This window comes from Pseudonocardia oceanicola (assembly GCF_047200735.1).
Taxonomy (GTDB): domain Bacteria; phylum Actinomycetota; class Actinomycetes; order Mycobacteriales; family Pseudonocardiaceae; genus Pseudonocardia.
Genome location: NZ_JBJZON010000036.1, coordinates 38,760 through 55,542, shown reverse-complemented (window position 1 = coordinate 55,542; position 16,783 = coordinate 38,760). Strand labels below are relative to the sequence as shown.

Here is a 16,783-nt window from a genome sequence, read left to right as displayed (position 1 = left end):
CGCCACCCGCTCGAACAGCGCCGCGAGACCCTGACCCCCGCCGACGCACATCGTCTCCAGCCCGTACCGGGCGTCCCGCCGCACCATCTCCCGGCTCAGGGTGGCGAGGATCCGGCCTCCCGTCGCGCCGACCGGGTGGCCGAGCGAGATGCCCGATCCGTTGACGTTGAGCCGGTCGAAGTCCGCCGGGGTGAAGCCCCACTCGCGGGTACAGGCGAGCACCTGTGCCGCGAAGGCCTCGTTGAGCTCGATGAGGTCGACGTCTTTCAGCGCGACCTCCGCCGCATCCAGGGCCTTCTCGACGGTCGGGACCGGGCCGATGCCCATCGTCTTCGGCATGACGCCGCCCACGGCCCACGAGACGAGCCGCACCAAGGGACGCAGGCCGAGCTCCTCGGCCTTCTCCGGCGTGGTGACGAGGCAGACGGCCGCGCCGTCGTTCTGCCCGGAGGCATTGCCGGCAGTGACCGTGGCGTCGGCATCGGTCCTGACGAGGATCGGCCGAAGCCCGGAGAGCACCTCCACCGAGGAGTCCGGTCGGATGTGCTCGTCCGTGTCGACGACGACGTCGCCCTTCCGGCCCCGCACCGTGACCGGGATGATCTCCTCGCGAAACAGACCCGCGGCCTGCGCCGCAGCCGCGCGATGGTGCGAGCGGACCGCGTACTCGTCCTGTTCCTGCCGGGGGATGGAGTAGTCGCGGCGCAGGTTCTCCGCGGTCTCGATCATCCCGCCCGGAACCGGGTGGTTCACCCCGCCCGCGGTCGTGCGACCGCGGGGGAGGGAGTCGTGGAGCATCACGCCGGGGCCCGCCTTGGCTCCCCAGCGCATCGCGGTGCAGTAGAAGGGCGCGTTCGACATGGACTCCGCACCGCCCGCCAGGACGACCTCCGACGCACCGGTCTGCACTTGCAGCGCTGCGTAGAGCACGGCCTGCAGGCCCGATCCGCAGCGTCGGTCGATCTGCAGTCCGCAGACCGTCACCGGGAGGCCCGCGTCGAGCGCGGCGACCCGACCGATCGCCGGCGCGTCCATCGACGGGTAGCAGTTCCCGAGCAGGACGTCGTCGACGACGTCGGGTGCGAGGCCCGTCCGGTGCAGGAGCGCCCGGATCACGGTCGCGGCGAGCTCGTGCGCGGGCACGCTCCGCAGCGACCCGCCGAACCCGCCGACCGGCGTGCGGATCGGCTCGCAGATGACGGCATGACGCATCAAGGGTCCTCCACTCGGTGGTCGGTGGCGGGTCAGAAGACCCGGCGCATCAGCTTCTTCTCGCGCTCGCTGTAGGGCGGGTAGAGCAGGGCCGGGTCCGGCTTCGCGGGCTTGGCCAACACCGACTTGCGGTGGCTGAACGTCTGGAAGCCCCATTCGCCGTGGTAGGTCCCCATGCCGCTGTCCCCGACCCCGCCGAAGGGCAGTTGGGGCGCGAGGCAGTGCATCGCCAGGTGGTTGATCACCACGCCGCCGGAGCTCGTTCGCGCGAGCACGGCCTTCTTCACCGTCGACGACCCGGTGAAGAGGTAGAGCGCCAGCGGCTTGGGCCGCGCGTTCACGAAGTCGATCGCGTCCTCCACCGAGCCGACACTCAGCACCGGGAGGATCGGGCCGAAGATCTCGCCCTCCATGACCGCCGAGTCCGGCTCCGGGTCCACGACGACGGTGGGCTCCAGCGCGGGCGGCTCGGACTGCACACGGCCGCCGAGCGCGATCCTCCCGCCGTGCCCGTCGAGCAGCGAGCCGAGCCGTGCCAGCTGCCGCTCGTTGACGATCGGCTGCAGCTCGGGCTCGCCCTCCTGCATGGCCCCGACAGCCTTCACGATCCGCGACACGAACTCGTCCCGGACCGACTCGGCGACGAGGACGTAGTCCGGGGCGATGCAGGTCTGCCCGGAGTTCAGCAGCTTCACCCAGGCGATCCGTTTGGCCGCGACGTCGAGGTCCGCATCCTCCGCGACGATCACCGGGCTCTTCCCCCCGAGCTCGAGAGTGACCGGCGTGAGGTGCGCCGACGCCGCCTCCATGATCTTCTTCCCGATCTCGGTGCCGCCGGTGAAGAAGGCGTGGTCCAGACCCTGGGCCAGGAGTTCCTGGGTGATCCCGGCGTCTCCCTCGAGCACCGCGACCGCCGTCGGGTCGATGTACTTCGGGAGCAGCTCGGCCAGGGCGCGCGAGGTCGCGGGCGCGTGTTCGGAGGGCTTGACGACGGCAGTGTTCCCCGCCGCCAGCGCGCCGACCAGGGGGCCGAGCGTCAAGTACACCGGGTAGTTCCAGGGCCCGATGATCAGCACCGTCCCGAGCGGCTCGTACTGGTAGAAGCCGCGACCGGGCTTCATGATCATCGACACCGGTGTGCGCCGTCTGCGCATCCACCTCTTGAGATGCTTGCGCGCGAACTTCGCCTCGCCCGCGGTCGAGGCGAAGTCGCCGAACCACGCATCGTGGGCGCTCCGGCCCAGATCGGCCGCCAGCGCAGCGGCCAGCTCCGCCTCGCGCTCGCTCAGCAGGCGCTCGATACCCTCGAGCTGGCGCAGCCGCCACTCGATCGGCCGGGTCCGGCCACTCCGGTAGGTGCTCCGGAGCCGGGCGACAGCCGCCGCCGCGCCCTCCGCCGGAGGAACGGACCCCGCGATCTCCGACCGCGGTGCAGTTGACGTCATCGAAACCCCGCCCTCCTGAAAAACAACCTCGTTGACTTTAATCTATATTAGAGAAAAGGCCGAGGCTGCAGCCGGGGCCCTCGGGCCGACGCTCAGCCGACCGGATTGGTGCCCGGCACGGCACCGTCGAGGTCCACGACCTCCGCCCAGCGGTCCGCGACCTGCTCGATGGTGGGGATCTCGGCGAAGGCCACGCCCTTCGTCTGGAACTGCCGGACCCGGTGTACCTGGCCGCCCCCGGCGACGATCACCGTGCCGGTGTCCTCGCACTCATCCGTCATCAGGTAGCCGACGACCGGCGCGACGTGACCGGGCGCCAGCTTCGCCAGGACCTCGGCGGGCGCGATGTCCTCGGTCATGCGGGTCGCGGCCATGGGCGCGATCGCGTTGGCGCGGATGTTGTACTTCGCTCCCTCGATCGCCAGGGTGTTGATCAGCCCGAGCAGGCCGCCCTTGGCCGCGCCGTAGTTGGCCTGGCCGAAGTTGCCATAGATCCCCGAGGTCGACGTGGCGACGACGACCCGCCCGTGCTTCTGCTCACGGAAGTGCGGCCAGGCCGCGTGCACGACGTAGAAGCCGCCGTAGAGGTGCACCTGCTGCACGGCGTCCCACTCCGCGGCGCTCATCTTGTGGAAAGCCTTGTCGCGCAGAATGCCCGCGTTAGAGACGACGCCGTCGACGCGTCCGAAGGCGTCGAGGGCGGTCTGGACGACGGCCTTCCCGCCCTCCTCCGAGGCGACGCTGTCGTAGTTCGCCACGGCCTCGCCACCCGCAGCGCGGATCTCGTCGACCACGGCATCCGCGGCCGCCGACCCGCTCCCACTCCCGTCCCGGGCACCGCCCAGGTCGTTCACGACGACCTTGGCCCCCGACCGGGCGAGCGTCAGGGAGTACTCCCGCCCGAGGCCGTTGCCCGCGCCGGTGATCGCGACGACGCGACCCTCCACACCAGCCATGTCCTGCTCCTCTCTCAGCGACCCGTGAACCGGGGCGCGCGACGTTCGATGACGGCGGCCAGGCCCTCGCGGGCGTCCGCGGTGCCGGAGAGCTCGGAAACCGTCCGCGACTCCTCCGGCAGTTGGGCCTCGACCCGACCGCCGAGCCCGGTCCACACCAGTCTCTTGGTGGCGCCCTGCGCCCGGTGCGCTCCCGCCGCCAGCTCCTTCGCCAGAGCGAACGCCGCGTCGTGCAGGGACTCGTCCGGCACCACGCGGGTGATCAGGCCGATCTCCAGAGCGTCGGTGGCGCTGAGAGTCGGATTCGTCAGGAAGATCTCCAGTGCCTTCCGCACGCCCACGATCTGGGCGAGCGTCACGGTGGAACCTGCATCCGGCGCCATCGCGACCCGGGTGGCACCCGACATGAACTTCGCCGACTCGGCGGCGATGACGATGTCCGAGGCGCACACCAGGCCGAAGCCGCCGCCGCCCGCGGCGAACCCGTGCACCGCGGCGATCACCGGGGCCTGCAGGTTCAGCAGCGCCGAGGCGCACGACCCCAGCCAGGTGGTGGCCTCGCGCAGATAGTCCGGCAGGTCCTCGCCCTTGCTCGCGAACGTCTTCACGTCCCCGCCCGCGCAGAAGTTGCGTCCCTCACCGGTGATCACCAGGACGGCGAGGTCGGCGCGTCCGTGGGCGACCATGATCGCGTCATGGAGCGCCCGCAGGAACGGCACGTCCATGCCGTTCGACGCCTCGGGTCGGTTGAGCACCAGGTGACCGACACCGTCCTCCAGCGTCAGCAGCACCTGCCCGCTCTCGATCAGCTTCATGACCGTCCCTCTCTGAACCGGGCGATCCCGGCCGCCGCCTTCTCTCCCGCGAGGTGCGCGAGGGTCTCCTCGGTCTCCGCCCGCAGGCCCGCGCCGAGCGGGCCGGGCCGCCGGACCAGCCGCTTGATCCGTGCGAGCGCGTCCCGGTCCTTGCCCAGCAGACGATCAACGACGTCGGTGACCGCAGCGTCGAACCCGTCGGCCGGGGCCGACCGGTAGGCGAGGCCCCACTCGACGGCCTCGGCACCGGAGAGTCTGTCCCCCAACAGGATGTGGCCCAACGCCCGCTGCGTCCCGACGATCCGGGGCAGCCGCTGTGAGCCGCCGCCCCCGGGGATCATGCCGAAGTTGGAGTGGTTGTCCGCCAGCACCGCGTCCTCCCGGACGACCGCGACGTCCACGGACTGGATCAGCTCGAAGCCGCCGGCCATGGCGTAGCCCTCGACGGCGGCCACGACCGGCACCGGCAGCTCCGCGATCAGCTCGCAGGCGCCGATGAACGTCTCGAACAGCGGGCGCAGTGCCTCGGGGCCCTGCTCGCGCAGCCGGGACACCTCGTGGAAGTCCCCACCCGCGCAGAAGTGCCCGCCCGCGCCGCGGATGACGACGACGTCCGCTCGCTCGGCTCCCTCGGCGAGTGCGTCACGCAGCCGCGCGGCCAGCGCCACGGTGATCGCGTTGCGGGCCTCGGGCCGGTTGAGCACGATCCGGGCCACCCGCTCCTCGACGGTGAGCAGCACCGGCTCCGTCACTCGTTGTCCTCCCGCCAGCGGTCCGCGGAGGGGTCCAGCAGCTTCTGCAGGTGCCCCGGCGGCAGCCAGACCAGGGTCTCGAGCTCCAGAGCGTCGAGATAGCGGACCTTGCCGCTGCTCAGGTCCTCGAGGCGGACCCGACGGCTGTTGGCCTCGCCGTCGATGGTCACCCTCACCTCGGCGAACTCGTTGCCGACGACGTCGGCGGGCACGTCGGTCCGTCGGTTCGCCATCAGATCAGGAAGGACAGGCTGGAGATCGCCCGTGCGTTGTCCACCAGGGCGACCTTCTTGTAGGACATCCGCAGCTCGCCGTCGACGATCCGCAACCGGTAGGTGTACCGGCCCGCCCACAGCTCCTTGCCCCGCTCCCGGGACTCCACGAGGACGAAGTTGGCGCCGACCTCGACGTCGCCCTCCCGCTCCCCGAGGAGCTCGACGTTGGACACGACCCGACGCAGCCGGGACCGCGGCTCCTGGGAGAGCCTGCGGCCGGTGTTGAGCTGCTTGATCCGGGTGCGGATCCGGCTGCGGTTGTCATGGATGATCGACATCTGCGTCATCGGGTCGATGTCGTCGGCGTTGGCCGGCACCCAGTACAGGCCGTCGTCCGTCCAGAGCGACTCCCACTCGTCGAAGTGGTGCTCGTCCGCGAGCCGGGCCTCCCGGAAGAGGAACTGCTCGATCGTCCGGATGTCCGGCTCGAGAGCGGTCGTCATCGTCCCGCCTCCATCAGCGCCTGGTAGTGCTTCCAGAACCCGCGCATGCCCGTCTCGTCCGTGGCTCCGCCGACCGTGAGCCCGCGCTCGTCGACCGCTTCGCGCTGGACACCGCGGCGCACGTCGAGCCACTCCGGGCGCAACTCGGCCACGCCGGCCTGGTTGCGCTCGTACATCTCGGTGTCGTCGGCGAGCAGCATGCCCGCAGGCCCGACCGAGCCGATGCACTGCTGCAGCATCCGCCTGTTCATCTCCGGCGCGCCCTTGAACTGGATCGCCGTGACGTGCTGCACCGTGTGGTCCGCGGCGAGCGGCTGGATCGTGAAGAGCTGGATCTCCGCGATGAACAGGTTCGGGAAGATCATCACGTGCGGCGCGCCCTCGACGAGGATCTCCTCGGCGGCGGGGCCGTGCAGCTCCCGCATCTTCCGCGAGTAGTCCGGCACCTTCTCCTCGGTGGTGCCGAACCAGCCCAGCGGCACGCCGAGCCTGCGGAACTCCGGGCGCAGGTCGTTCTCACTGTGCCCGTTGCCCAACGCGCGGGTCACGGCGGTGGACTTCTCGCCGTACAGCGCGCCGATCCCGCTCTGCGCCACGCTGAAGATCGACGCGTGCACGAACTGCGGGTGGTAGCCGTCCGTCTCGTTCTCGGCCAGCAGCTTCCAGTTCGCCTTCGCCTTGTGCTTGAGGAACCCGGCGGTCAGCTCGATCTCGCCCTCCGGGGAGAGGCGCACCAGCCGGTCCAGCTCGCCCTTGGCCTCGCCGAGGTGCTCCTCCAGCGGGATCCCGTCCTCGGCCATGCTGCCGAACACGAAGCCCTGGTAGACGCCCACCCGCGGGACCCGACCGAGCCCGAGGTCGAGCTTGCCGCGGCCCCCGTAGCCCTGGTGGAACGGATAGCCGAGCATCGAGCCGTCGTTGCGGTAGGTCCACCCGTGGTACGGGCAACGGAACGAGCTGGAGTTGCCCGCGTCCGCCTCGCACACGAGGTTGCCCCGGTGCGCGCAGCGATTGAACAGCAGGTGCACCTCACCGTCCGCGGTGCGCGTCATGATGACGTCCTGCGGGCCGATCGACTTGCGCACGTAGTCGTTGGGCTCGGCGATCTCGGAGACGTGCCCGACGTACACCCACGTCGAGTACCAGATCTTCGCGAGCTCGTCGGCGAAGATCTCCGGTGAGGTGTACAGCGAGCCGTGCACCCTCTCGGGCTGGATCAGCTCGTCGTAGCGGATGGGTGGGCGCTCCGCTGCGGTGGTGGTCACGATGGACTCCTCCTCAGGCGTAGAGACGCCCGACGCTCTCGACGACACAGGCCGGCTTCTCCTGGCCCTCGATCTCGAAGGTCGAGGTCACGACGCTCTCGACGAACCCGTCGCCGAGCCGGACGTCCGACAGCACGGCGTGCAGCCGGACCCGCCCCCCGACCGGGACGGGCGCGGGGAAGCGCACCTTGTTCGCCCCGTAGTTGATCCCCATCCGCGCGCCCCGCACCTCGTAGAGCGAGTTCAGCAGGGACGGCAGCAGCGACAGTGTGAGGTAGCCGTGGGCGATGGTCCCGCCGAAGGGACCCGCCTTCGCCTGCTCCGGGTCGGTGTGAATCCACTGGTGGTCATCCGTGGCGTCCGCGAAGCGGTTCACGCGCTCCTGGCCGATCTCGACCCAGTGGCTGGGGCCGAAGGACTCGCCCTTCGCCTGGGCGAACTCCTCCGGGGACTCGAACGTGCGCACTGCTCAGTCCTCGATCCTGATCGCCTCGGTGGGACAGGCGCGAGCGGCCTCCAGCAGCTCCGCACGCTGGGCCTCGGCGGCATCGGACTGGAGCAGCTCCAACGAGCCGTCGTCCTGCACCTCGAAGAACTCGGGGGCGATGGACTCGCAGAGCCCCAGCCCCGTGCACTTGTCGTAGTCGACACACACCCGCATGGCGGGTCTCCTCTCTACAGGTTCAGGGTGCACGGCATGGACTTCACGCCGTCCACGAAGTTGCCGACCAGTTGGACCGGCTCTCCGGTCTGCAGGTCCGGCACACGGTGCAGCAGCTGATGGAAGATCGCCCGCAGCTGCGTCTTGGCGAGGACGTTGCCCATGCAGAAGTGAGGCCCGCCGCCGCCGAACCCGACATGCTGGTTCGGTGTCCGCCGCACGTCGAAGGTGTTCGGCGAGTCGAACACCCGGTCGTCCCGGTTACCCGACGCGTAGTACAGGACGACCCAGTCGCCCTCGTGGATGGTCTGTCCGTGCATCTCGAAGTCCTCGGCCGCCGTGCGCCGGAAGGTCATGACCGGGCTCGCCCAGCGCACGAACTCCTCGATGGCGACACCGATCGTGCCGTCGAAGTCCGCCTGCAGGATCTTCCGCTGGTCCGGGAACTCCGTCAGCGCCTGCATGGTCCGGCTGATGGTGTTCCGCGTGGTGTCGTTGCCGGCGACGGAGAGCAGGACGAAGAAGGCCGCGATGTCCTCGTCCGTGAGCTTCTCCCCGTCGACCTCGGCCTGCACGAGGTTCGTCATGAGGTCGTCGCGCGGGCGGGCACGCCGGTCCTCGGCCAGGTCGATGCCGATGTTGATCAAGGTGATGAGCGAGTCGTTGAGCAGCTCGGCGGGCTCCTTGCCCTGCCGGACGTCCTCGTCCGACCACGAGACCATGCCGTCCGCGGCGTGTGCGGCGGGTTCACGGTGCTCCTCGGGCAGCCCGCACATCTCGTAGATCGTCCACATCGGGAGCTTGCGGGAGACCTGATCGACGAAGTCGCAGTCGCCGACCTCGACGAGCTGGTCGACGATGACGCGCGCCTGGTTCTTGATCTGGTCCTCGATCCGCCGCACCTGCTTGGGAGTAAAGGCGGCACTGACGAGCCTGCGCAGCTGGGTGTGCCGCGGGGCGTCGGTGGCGAGGAAGGACGACGCCGCCTCGAGGATGTCCTCGGGCACGTCCTCCACCATGATCCCCTGCCCGGAGCGGAAGACCTGGGCGTTCTTGCTGACCGCCTGGATGTCCGCGTGCCGGGTGACGGCCCAGAAGCCCGCGCCCTCCTCCTGCGGGAGCATGGACCCCTCGGCGGGCCGCTGCCAGCTCAGCGGACGCTCGTCCCGGAGGATCTTGAGGTTCTGCTCTCGCCCGGCTGGTGTCCGACCCCAGAACTCCAGCGACCCGACGGACACGTCGTCGTAGCCGGGACGGGGGTGCGTCATCGTCGACCTCCTACCTGCCGGTGGTGGAGCGGCACCGGAGTTTTTAACAGCGATTAATCTCAGGCACGATGACACCACGGCGGACTGAGGCCGTCAAGTCGGCACGCGCCACCCACTCGATCTGTTTTAATCACGGTTAGAAGAAGGAGGGGTCACGGTGGATCTCGGACTGCAGGACGCTCGGGTGGTCGTCACCGGCGGGGCGGCCAACATCGGCCGCGGTATCGCGCACGCCTTCGCGCGTGAGGGCTCCCGGGTGCTCGTCGCCGACATCGACGAGGACCGCGCGAAGGGCGTGGCCCACGAGTTGATCGCGGCGGGTGCGGCGGACGCGGCGGCCCTCGGCGTCGACCTCACCGCCGAGGGGGCGGGCGCCGCCGTCGTCGGACGCGTCACCCAGCTGTGGGGCGGGATCGACACACTGGTCAACAACGCGGGCTGGAGCGAGCCGGGCTGGTTCGCCCAGCAGACCGACCGGGCGCTCTGGCGGCGCACGATCGAGGTGAACCTGTTCTCGGCCATCGACTGCACTCAGGCCGCGCTCGAGCCGATGCGCGAGGCGGGCCAGGGCGCGCTGGTGTTCCTGTCCAGCGACTCCGCCTTCGGCGCCGTCCGACAGGGGATCTACGGCAGCACGAAGGCCGGACTGATCTCGTTGGCCCGCACGATCGCCCGCGAGCACGGCAGGCACGGGATCCGCTCCAACGTCGTCGCACCCGGCCTGGTGCTCCCCCCGGCCGACGTGCCGGTGGGCGATCACAGCGTCTGGGCCGCCGGGGTGGACTCGATGTTCACCGCGGAGCAGGTCGACTCGGTGGTCGGCACGCAGGCCCTGCGCCGGGCCACCACCCCCGACGACATCGGCAACGCCGTCGTCTGGCTCTCCTCCGACGTCGCGGCCCGCCAGGTCACCGGCCAGGTCGTGGCCGTCGGCGGCGGATCGTCGATGCCGTGACCACCCGATCCGGGCGCGCAACGGGCCGTACCTCCCGCCGTGGCGATCGCAGCAAGTCGGAGCGGACCCGGGCGCGGATCCTCGATGCGACCGCGGCCGTCCTGGCGCGCAACGGGTACGCCGGGACCCGACTGTCCGACATAGCCGAGCAGGCCGGGGTGCAGGCGCCCGCGATCTACTACTACTACCCGTCCCGGGAACGTCTGGTGGAGGAGGTCGTGATCACCGGTCTCGTCCGCCACCTCCAGCACGTCCGGGACGCGCTGGCGGCCCTGCCCGAGGACACCCCGGCGCTCGACCGGATCGGGTGCGCGGTGGAGGCCCACCTGCAGGTCATCCTGCGGGTGTCGGACTACGCGACGGCCGCCATCCGCAACACCTCGCAGCTCCCGCCGGACATCCGGGCCCGCCAGCTCGACGAGCAGCACCGTTACGGCGACATCTGGCGCGAGCTGCTCGAGGCCGCGCAGGCGGCGGGCGATCTCCACCCCGACCTCGACCTCAGCGCGAGCCGGATGCTGGTGCTGGGCGCCCTGAACTGGGCCTGCGAGTGGTGGAACCCGCGGCAGGGCTCGCTGGCGTCGGTGGTGTCCACGGCCCAGCTGCTGGTGCGACACGGGCTGGCGGGGCCGCCAGCAAGAACACCGACGAGGACATCCGTCACCCCAGCCGCTGCACCGCCAGCGCCGACAGCTTGAACTTCTGCACCTTGCCGGTGGGGGTGAGCGGGAGCTCGCTCCCGTCGATGACCAGTACGTGCTTGGGCACCTTGAAGCGCGCCAGCTTCTCCCGGCAGGCCGCGAGGATCGCGGCGGGGTCCGGTTCGGCGCCGGGCTCCGGGACGATCCAGAGGCAGCCTGCGTCCCCCCAGCGGTCGTCGGGCACGCCCACGGCGTAGGCCTGGGAGACCCCGGGCAGCGGCGTCACCAGCTCCTCGATCTCCTTGGGCATCACCAGCTCACCGCCGCTCTTGTAGAGCTCCTTGCTGCGGCCGGTGATCTGCAGGTACCCGTCCGGTAGCACGCGGCCCAGGTCGCCGGAGTAGACCCACTCGCCGCGCCGGGCCGCCGCTGTCTCCGCCGGCTTCTCCCAGAAGCCCGGCATGTGCGTGGGGCCCCGGGAGATCAGCTCGCCCTCGGCACCCGCGGGCAGCTGCTCACCGGTGAGCGGGTCGGCTGTGCGGTACTCGCAGAGGTGCCCGTCGGCGAGCCCGGCGGGTCCGGACAGTTTGGGCCGTCCCACCGTCATGACGTGCCGCTCGATCGGATCCTCGGGCAGGGTGTGCGTCATGCACCCCCCGGTCTCGGTCATGCCGTAGCCCGTGGTGATCTCGGTGATGCCCAGCTCGTCCCGCACCCGATCCCAGAGCCAGGCGGGCCCGGGCGCCGAGCCCGAGAGGATCGCGAACACCGACGACAGGTCCCGGGTGTGGCGGTCCGGGTGCTCGAGCAGGGCCACCGTCATCGTCGGCACGCAGAGGATCTCGCTCACCCCGTGGCGCGCGATCCCGGCGAAGTAGTCGGCGGCCGAGAACCGCAACCGCGGCACGATCGCGCCACCCACGTACATGGCCGCCACGAGGCCTTCGACATAGCCGAACATGTGGTAGCAGGGCAGGGAGAACAGGATCCGCCTGCCGTCCTCGAACGCCCTGGTGAGGGCCGAGGCGAAGCCGGTCCGCCGGATCGCGTCGTGGGTCACGGTGACGCCCTTGGGCGATCCCGTGGTCCCGGAGGTGTACAGGATGTCGGCCAGGTCGTCCGGAGCCGCGGGGGTGGCCCCGCCGGGGTGGGCGTCCCCGAGCGAGAGGAGGTCCTCCACGGTCCCGGCGCCCGCCCGGGCCGCGATCCCCTCGGTCGGCAGTTGGACGACGTGCCGCAGCTCGGGCAGCTCCGCGGTGGGTCCTCGCTCCCACCCGGGCGCGACGGCGTCGAACATCGCCGGGTAGTCGAGATCCCCGAAGCCGGTCATGCTGATCAGCACGGACACCCGGGACTGCCCGAGGACGTAGGCGAGCTCCTCCGCGCGATAGAGGAAGTTGAACGGCACGGCGATGCCGCCCGCCCGGGCGATCGCGAACTTCAGGGGCGCGAACTCGACGTGGTTGGCCATCAGCAGCCCGACCCGGTCCCCCGGCCGCACCCCCAGCGAGGCGAGCCCGTCCCCGAGCCTCCGGGAGAGGTCGGCCACGTCCCCGTAGGTCAGTACCCGATCGTCGGTCACCACGAATGCGCGCTCGCCGTACCCGGCGGCGCACTCGTCCAGCAGCCCGTCCAGGGTACCGGGTGTCCAGGTCGGCCTGCGGGCCAGCAGAGCGGATCGGCGCTGTTCCGGGGTGGGCGTCATCGCCACTCCTTAATCTTCACTAGATTCGGTGAAACTAGTGGCTCGCTCCGACCACGGCAACGGTCAGTCGCCGGCGGCGACGGCGGCACCCGAGCGGAGCAACGCCTCCACGTCGACACCCGCCTCGCGCAGCACCTCCGCTGTGTCCGCCCCCGGGCGCGGGACGCCTCCAGGGGTCGCGTCGGCGTGTGCGGAGAAACGCGGGGCGAGGCCGGGCTGCAGGATCCCGTCCCGCTCGACGACGCTGCCGCGGGCCGCCACATGGGGGTGCGCGGGAGCCTCGCGCAGCGACAGCACCGGGGCCACACAGGCGTCCGTCCCCTCGAACACCGCGGTCCACTCCGCCCGGGTGCGCCGCGCGAAGGTCTCGGCGAGCAGAGCCCGCAGCGCGGGCCAGCGCGACCGGTCCTGTTGGTCGGCAGGATCGGCGACCTCGCGGGGGATCTCCAACAGACGCAGGAGCTCGGCGTAGAACTTCGGCTCCAACGAGCCGACGGCCATGTACCCGCCGTCCGACGTGGCGTAGACCGCGTAGTACGGCGTGCCGCCGTCGAGCATGTTGACCCCGCGCTCGTCCGTCCACCGGTCCGCCGCCAGCAGGGCGTGGATCGTGGCGAGCAGGTGCGCGGTGCCGTCGACGATGGCGGCGTCGACCACCTGGCCGCGCCCGGTCGCCCGGGCCTCCGTGAGCGCGGCCAGAATGCCGACGACGAGGTAGAGCGACCCGCCGCCGAAGTCGCCGACGAGGTTGAGCGGGACCTGCGGCGGACCATCGGCGGGCCCGATCGCGTGCAGGGCTCCGGTGAGGGCGATGTAGCCGATGTCGTGGCCCGCCGTCGGGGCGAGCGGGCCGTCCTGGCCCCAGCCCGTCATCCGCGCGTACACCAGTGCCGGGTTGCGCCGGGCGAGGTCCTCGGGGCCCAGGCCGAGCCGCTCCGCCACGCCCGGCCGGTAGCCCTCGACCAGGACGTCGGCACGCTCCGCCAGGGCCAGCACCGCCTCGACCGCGCCGGGATCCTTGAGGTCCAGCACGATCGAGCGCTTTCCGCGGTTGTAGACGTCCACGGGCCTGCCGGTCGGCGCCGCCCCCTTGACGGGCCTTTCGATCCGGATGACCTCCGCCCTCATGTCCGCAAGCGCCATGCACGCGAACGGGCCGGGGCCGACCCCCGCGAGCTCCAGCACCGTCACCCCGGCCAGCGGACCCGCCACCGATCCCATCGCAATCCTCCTCGAGTGCACGCCGGCGCCTCATGGCGTCGTCCGACAATGTAATCTATCTTGCGTTAAAAGATGGCCGGGCGGACGGAGACCACCATGCGACGGGCGCTGTACACCGAGGACCACGAGCAGTACCGCGAGACGGTCCGCGAGTTCCTGGCCCGCGAGGTCGAGCCCCACTTCCTGAGTTGGGAGGAGGAGGCGCAGATGGACCGTTCCGTGTTCAAGGCGGCGGCTGCGCAGGGCGTCTATGCCCTCGCCGTCCCCGAGGAGTACGGGGGCGCGGGCGAGACCGACTACCGCTACCGCATGGTGGTCAACGAGGAGATCGCGCGGGTCGGGGCCACCTCCTTCGGGATGACCCTGGGTCTGCAGGACGACCTCGTCCTCGCCTACCTCCTGGACCTCACCACCGAGGAGCAGAAGAAGCGCTGGCTGGCGCCCTTCGCCCAGGGCGAGATGCTCGGTGCGCTGGCGATGACCGAGCCCGGCACCGGCAGTGACCTGCAGGGCATTCGCACCTCCGCGCAGCGAGACGGCGACGGTCCGAACGCGGACTGGATCCTCAACGGCCAGAAGACCTTCATCTCCAGCGCCATGAGCGCGGACTTCGTCATCGTGGCGGTACGCACCGACCCCGGAGCCGGATCGCGCGGGTTCAGCCTGCTCGTCGTCGAGAAGGACATGGCGGGCTTCCGCCACGGTCGCAAACTGCGCAAGGTCGGCCTGCACGGCCAGGACACGGGTGAGCTGTACTTCGACGACGTCCGGGTGCCGGCCGCCAACCTGATCGGCACCGAGGGCCGGGGCCTCCAGCACCTGATGAGCCATCTGCCCCAGGAGCGCCTCGGGCTGATCTCCGGCGGGTACACCGCCGCGCGCGCGGTCTACGAGGAGACCGCCCGGTACTGCTTCGACCGCAAGGCCTTCGACCAGGCGATCGGGGACTTCCAGAACTCCCGGTTCGTCCTGGCCGAGATGGAGACGGAGCTCGACGTCGCCGAGGCCTACGTCGACCGCTGCGTGGTGGCGTTCAACACAGGCGAGCTGACGCCGGTCGAGGCCGCAAAGGGCAAGTGGTACATCACCGAGCTGCAGAAGCGGGTCACGGACCGCTGTGTGCAGCTCTTCGGTGGGTACGGCTACATGCTCGAGTACCCGGTCGCCCGCGCCTACGCCGACTGCCGGATCCAGACCATCTACGGCGGCACCACCGAGATCATGAAGGAGATCGTCGGGCGGGACATCGCGGGCCGCCATCGCGGTTGATCCGCACGTGACCGCGCGCCTTCAGCGCTGTCGAAGCCGCGTTCGAATATCATGCCGGTGTGGCCCGCAAGACCGAGGTGCAGGACGCCGAGACCGCCGGATCGAAGTCCGCCCGAACCAGGAAGCGACTGCTCGACGCAGCCGCGGTGGTGTTGGCGCGGCGCGGCTATGCGGGCACCCGGCTGTCCGACATCGCTGAGGAGGCGCACGTCCAGGCCCCGGCGATCTACTACTACTACCCCTCCCGCGAGGACCTCATCGAGGAGGTCATGCACGTCGGTGCGGCGGCCATGTACTCGCACCTGCGAGACGCCATGGATGCCCTGCCGCCGGGAGCGCCACCCCACACCCGGATCGCTGCGGCGGTCGAGGCGCACCTGCGCAACGAGCTCGAGCTCTCGGACTATGCGCGCGCGATCATCCGCAACGGGAACCAGCTGCCCGAAGTGGTCGGGAAGCGGGCCCGCGCGCAGATCACGGCCTACAACGACATCTGGCGCGGGTTGATCGCCGACCTGGCGGAGGCGGGCCAGTTGCGGGACGGTCTGGACGCGAGCGTGGCGAGGATGCTGGTGCTCGGGGCGCTGAACTGGGCGGCGGAGTGGTTCGATCCGGAGCGGGGCTCGCTCGAGGAGGCCATCTCCACCGCCCAGTCGATGGTCCTCTACGCCTTGCGTCCTTGAGACGACAGAACGGCAGGTCCGACGGACCTGCCGTTCTGCTTCTTCAGCGGATCAGAGACGCTCGATCACCGTGACATTCGCGGTGCCGCCGCCCTCGCACATCGTCTGCAGGCCATACCGGCCGCCGGTGCGCTCCAGCTCGTGCAGCATCGTGATGAACAGCCGGGCACCCGAGGCGCCGAGCGGGTGACCCAGCGCGATGGCGCCCCCGTTGGGGTTGACCTTCGCCGGATCGGCACCGGTCTCCTGCTGCCAGGCCTGCACGACCGACGCGAAGGCCTCGTTGACCTCGAACACGTCGATGTCGCCCACCGACAGCCCGGTCTTCTTCAGCGCGTACTCCGTCGCGGGGATCGGGGCCGTCAACACCCAGGTCGGGTCCGCGCCGCGCACGGACAGGTGGTGGATGCGGGCCCGCGGGGTGAGCCCGTGCTGTCGCACCGCCTGCTCTGACGCGATCAGCACGGCGGCCGCGCCGTCGGAGATCTGGCTGGAGACCGCCGCGGTGATCCGACCGCCCTCGGCGAGCGGCTTGAGCCCGGCCATCTTCTCCGGGGTGGTGTCCCGGCGCGGCCCCTCGTCGATGGTGACGTCGCCGTAGGCCACGATCTCCCGGTCGAAGCGCCCCTCGTCGATGGCCCGGAGTGCGCGCTGGTGGCTCTCGTAGCCGAAGGCCTCCATGTCCTCCCGGCTGATTCCCCACTTCTCCGCGATCCGCTCGGCGGCCGTGAACTGGGAGATCTCGGCGTCCCCGTAGCGGGCGCGCCAGCCTGGCGAGGTGCTCCAGGGGTCCGGGTCGCCGAACTCGGCGCCCGCACGGAAGCCCGCCATGATCGGGTAGCGGGACATGTTCTGCACCCCGCCCGCGATGACGAGGTCCTGTGTGCCCGACATGACCCCCTGGGCGGCGAACGCGATGGCCTGTTGGCTCGAGCCGCACTGCCGGTCGATCGTGGTACCGGGGACCGACTCGGGCAGCCCGGCGACGAGCGCGCAGGTGCGGCCGATGTTGCCCGCCTGCGATCCGATGTTGTCGATGCAGCCGTAGACGACGTCCTCGATCGCCTCGGGATCGACGCCCGTGCGCTCGACCAGCGCGCGGATCGGGGCCGCGCCCAGGTCGGCCGGGTGCTCGCCGGACAGGCCGCCCTTGCGGCGCCCGACGGGCAGCCGCGCGGCGTCGACGATGTACGCCTCGCCCATGGTTCCTCCTCCTC

General features: G+C 70.7%; 18 protein-coding genes. 4 read left to right on the top strand and 14 right to left on the bottom strand.

The features are described from left to right. From ACL02T_RS31900 to ACL02T_RS31850, 11 genes are all read right to left on the bottom strand, one after another. Positions 1 to 1,212: acetyl-CoA C-acetyltransferase (locus ACL02T_RS31900; protein WP_412834530.1), on the bottom strand; the 1,212-nt coding region annotated here is incomplete at its 3' end. Between the two features lie 32 nt (positions 1,213 to 1,244). Further along, positions 1,245 to 2,657, bottom strand: coding sequence for an aldehyde dehydrogenase family protein (locus ACL02T_RS31895; protein WP_412834529.1), 1,413 nt, complete (start codon positions 2,655 to 2,657; stop codon positions 1,245 to 1,247). 92 nt (positions 2,658 to 2,749) lie between these two features. Further along, on the bottom strand, positions 2,750 to 3,613 hold the full coding sequence (locus ACL02T_RS31890) for an SDR family oxidoreductase (protein ID WP_412834528.1): 864 nt from the start codon (positions 3,611 to 3,613) through the stop codon (positions 2,750 to 2,752). Positions 3,614 to 3,627: 14 nt separating this feature from the next. Then, entirely contained in the window at positions 3,628 to 4,428 is an 801-nt protein-coding gene (locus tag ACL02T_RS31885; RefSeq protein ID WP_412834527.1) for an enoyl-CoA hydratase/isomerase family protein, read from the bottom strand. After that, positions 4,425 to 5,180: an enoyl-CoA hydratase/isomerase family protein gene (locus ACL02T_RS31880; RefSeq protein WP_412834526.1), complete on the bottom strand. Its 756-nt coding sequence runs from the start codon at positions 5,178 to 5,180 to the stop codon at positions 4,425 to 4,427. Before ACL02T_RS31880 ends, ACL02T_RS31885 begins: the two co-directional genes overlap by 4 nt. Next, a complete protein-coding gene (locus tag ACL02T_RS31875) occupies positions 5,177 to 5,413 on the bottom strand; it encodes a hypothetical protein (RefSeq protein ID WP_412834525.1) in 237 nt (78 codons plus the stop codon). Before ACL02T_RS31875 ends, ACL02T_RS31880 begins: the two co-directional genes overlap by 4 nt. Next, the gene (locus tag ACL02T_RS31870) at positions 5,413 to 5,898 is read right to left on the bottom strand and encodes an aromatic-ring-hydroxylating dioxygenase subunit beta (protein ID WP_412834524.1); all 486 of its coding nucleotides are present in this window, start codon (positions 5,896 to 5,898) and stop codon (positions 5,413 to 5,415) included. The genes ACL02T_RS31875 and ACL02T_RS31870 overlap by 1 nt, the downstream gene beginning before the upstream one ends. Next, positions 5,895 to 7,163 (bottom strand): aromatic ring-hydroxylating oxygenase subunit alpha, encoded by a 1,269-nt coding sequence (locus ACL02T_RS31865; protein ID WP_412834523.1) that lies wholly within the window; start codon positions 7,161 to 7,163, stop codon positions 5,895 to 5,897. The genes ACL02T_RS31870 and ACL02T_RS31865 overlap by 4 nt, the downstream gene beginning before the upstream one ends. A 13-nt stretch (positions 7,164 to 7,176) precedes the next feature. Beyond that, positions 7,177 to 7,629 (bottom strand): MaoC family dehydratase, encoded by a 453-nt coding sequence (locus tag ACL02T_RS31860; protein ID WP_412834522.1) that lies wholly within the window; start codon positions 7,627 to 7,629, stop codon positions 7,177 to 7,179. A gap of 3 nt (positions 7,630 to 7,632) precedes the next feature. Beyond that, complete coding sequence (locus tag ACL02T_RS31855; protein ID WP_412834521.1) at positions 7,633 to 7,824, bottom strand: ferredoxin; 192 nt, start codon at positions 7,822 to 7,824, stop codon at positions 7,633 to 7,635. Positions 7,825 to 7,838: 14 nt separating this feature from the next. Next, on the bottom strand, positions 7,839 to 9,092 hold the full coding sequence (locus tag ACL02T_RS31850) for a cytochrome P450 (protein WP_412834520.1): 1,254 nt from the start codon (positions 9,090 to 9,092) through the stop codon (positions 7,839 to 7,841). Between the two features lie 157 nt (positions 9,093 to 9,249). On the opposite strand from ACL02T_RS31850, the gene ACL02T_RS31845 reads away from it, so the two are divergent. Together ACL02T_RS31845 and ACL02T_RS31840 are read left to right on the top strand one after the other, a co-directional pair. Next, entirely contained in the window at positions 9,250 to 10,047 is a 798-nt protein-coding gene (locus ACL02T_RS31845; protein ID WP_412834519.1) for an SDR family NAD(P)-dependent oxidoreductase, read from the top strand. Beyond that, positions 10,044 to 10,745, top strand: a complete 702-nt coding sequence (locus ACL02T_RS31840) for a TetR/AcrR family transcriptional regulator (RefSeq protein ID WP_412834518.1) — start codon at positions 10,044 to 10,046, stop codon at positions 10,743 to 10,745. The genes ACL02T_RS31845 and ACL02T_RS31840 overlap by 4 nt, the downstream gene beginning before the upstream one ends. On the opposite strand, the gene ACL02T_RS31835 is transcribed toward ACL02T_RS31840, so the two are convergent. Together ACL02T_RS31835 and ACL02T_RS31830 are read right to left on the bottom strand one after the other, a co-directional pair. After that, positions 10,708 to 12,393 (bottom strand): class I adenylate-forming enzyme family protein, encoded by a 1,686-nt coding sequence (locus ACL02T_RS31835; protein ID WP_412834517.1) that lies wholly within the window; start codon positions 12,391 to 12,393, stop codon positions 10,708 to 10,710. The two genes, ACL02T_RS31840 and ACL02T_RS31835, sit on opposite strands and share 38 nt — an antisense overlap. A gap of 63 nt (positions 12,394 to 12,456) precedes the next feature. Further along, positions 12,457 to 13,614 (bottom strand): CaiB/BaiF CoA transferase family protein, encoded by a 1,158-nt coding sequence (locus tag ACL02T_RS31830; protein WP_412834516.1) that lies wholly within the window; start codon positions 13,612 to 13,614, stop codon positions 12,457 to 12,459. Between the two features lie 96 nt (positions 13,615 to 13,710). On the opposite strand from ACL02T_RS31830, the gene ACL02T_RS31825 reads away from it, so the two are divergent. Both ACL02T_RS31825 and ACL02T_RS31820 read left to right on the top strand, forming a co-directional pair. After that, positions 13,711 to 14,883 carry an acyl-CoA dehydrogenase family protein gene (locus ACL02T_RS31825; protein ID WP_412834531.1) on the top strand — a complete coding sequence of 391 codons (1,173 nt, stop codon included), beginning with the start codon at positions 13,711 to 13,713 and terminating at the stop codon, positions 14,881 to 14,883. A 59-nt stretch (positions 14,884 to 14,942) separates the two neighbouring features. Then, positions 14,943 to 15,566 carry a TetR/AcrR family transcriptional regulator gene (locus tag ACL02T_RS31820; RefSeq protein ID WP_412834515.1) on the top strand — a complete coding sequence of 208 codons (624 nt, stop codon included), beginning with the start codon at positions 14,943 to 14,945 and terminating at the stop codon, positions 15,564 to 15,566. A gap of 51 nt (positions 15,567 to 15,617) precedes the next feature. Here the strand turns inward: ACL02T_RS31820 and ACL02T_RS31815 are convergent, their stop codons facing one another. Continuing rightward, the gene (locus ACL02T_RS31815) at positions 15,618 to 16,769 is read right to left on the bottom strand and encodes an acetyl-CoA C-acetyltransferase (protein WP_412834514.1); all 1,152 of its coding nucleotides are present in this window, start codon (positions 16,767 to 16,769) and stop codon (positions 15,618 to 15,620) included. Positions 16,770 to 16,783 lie beyond the last annotated feature (14 nt).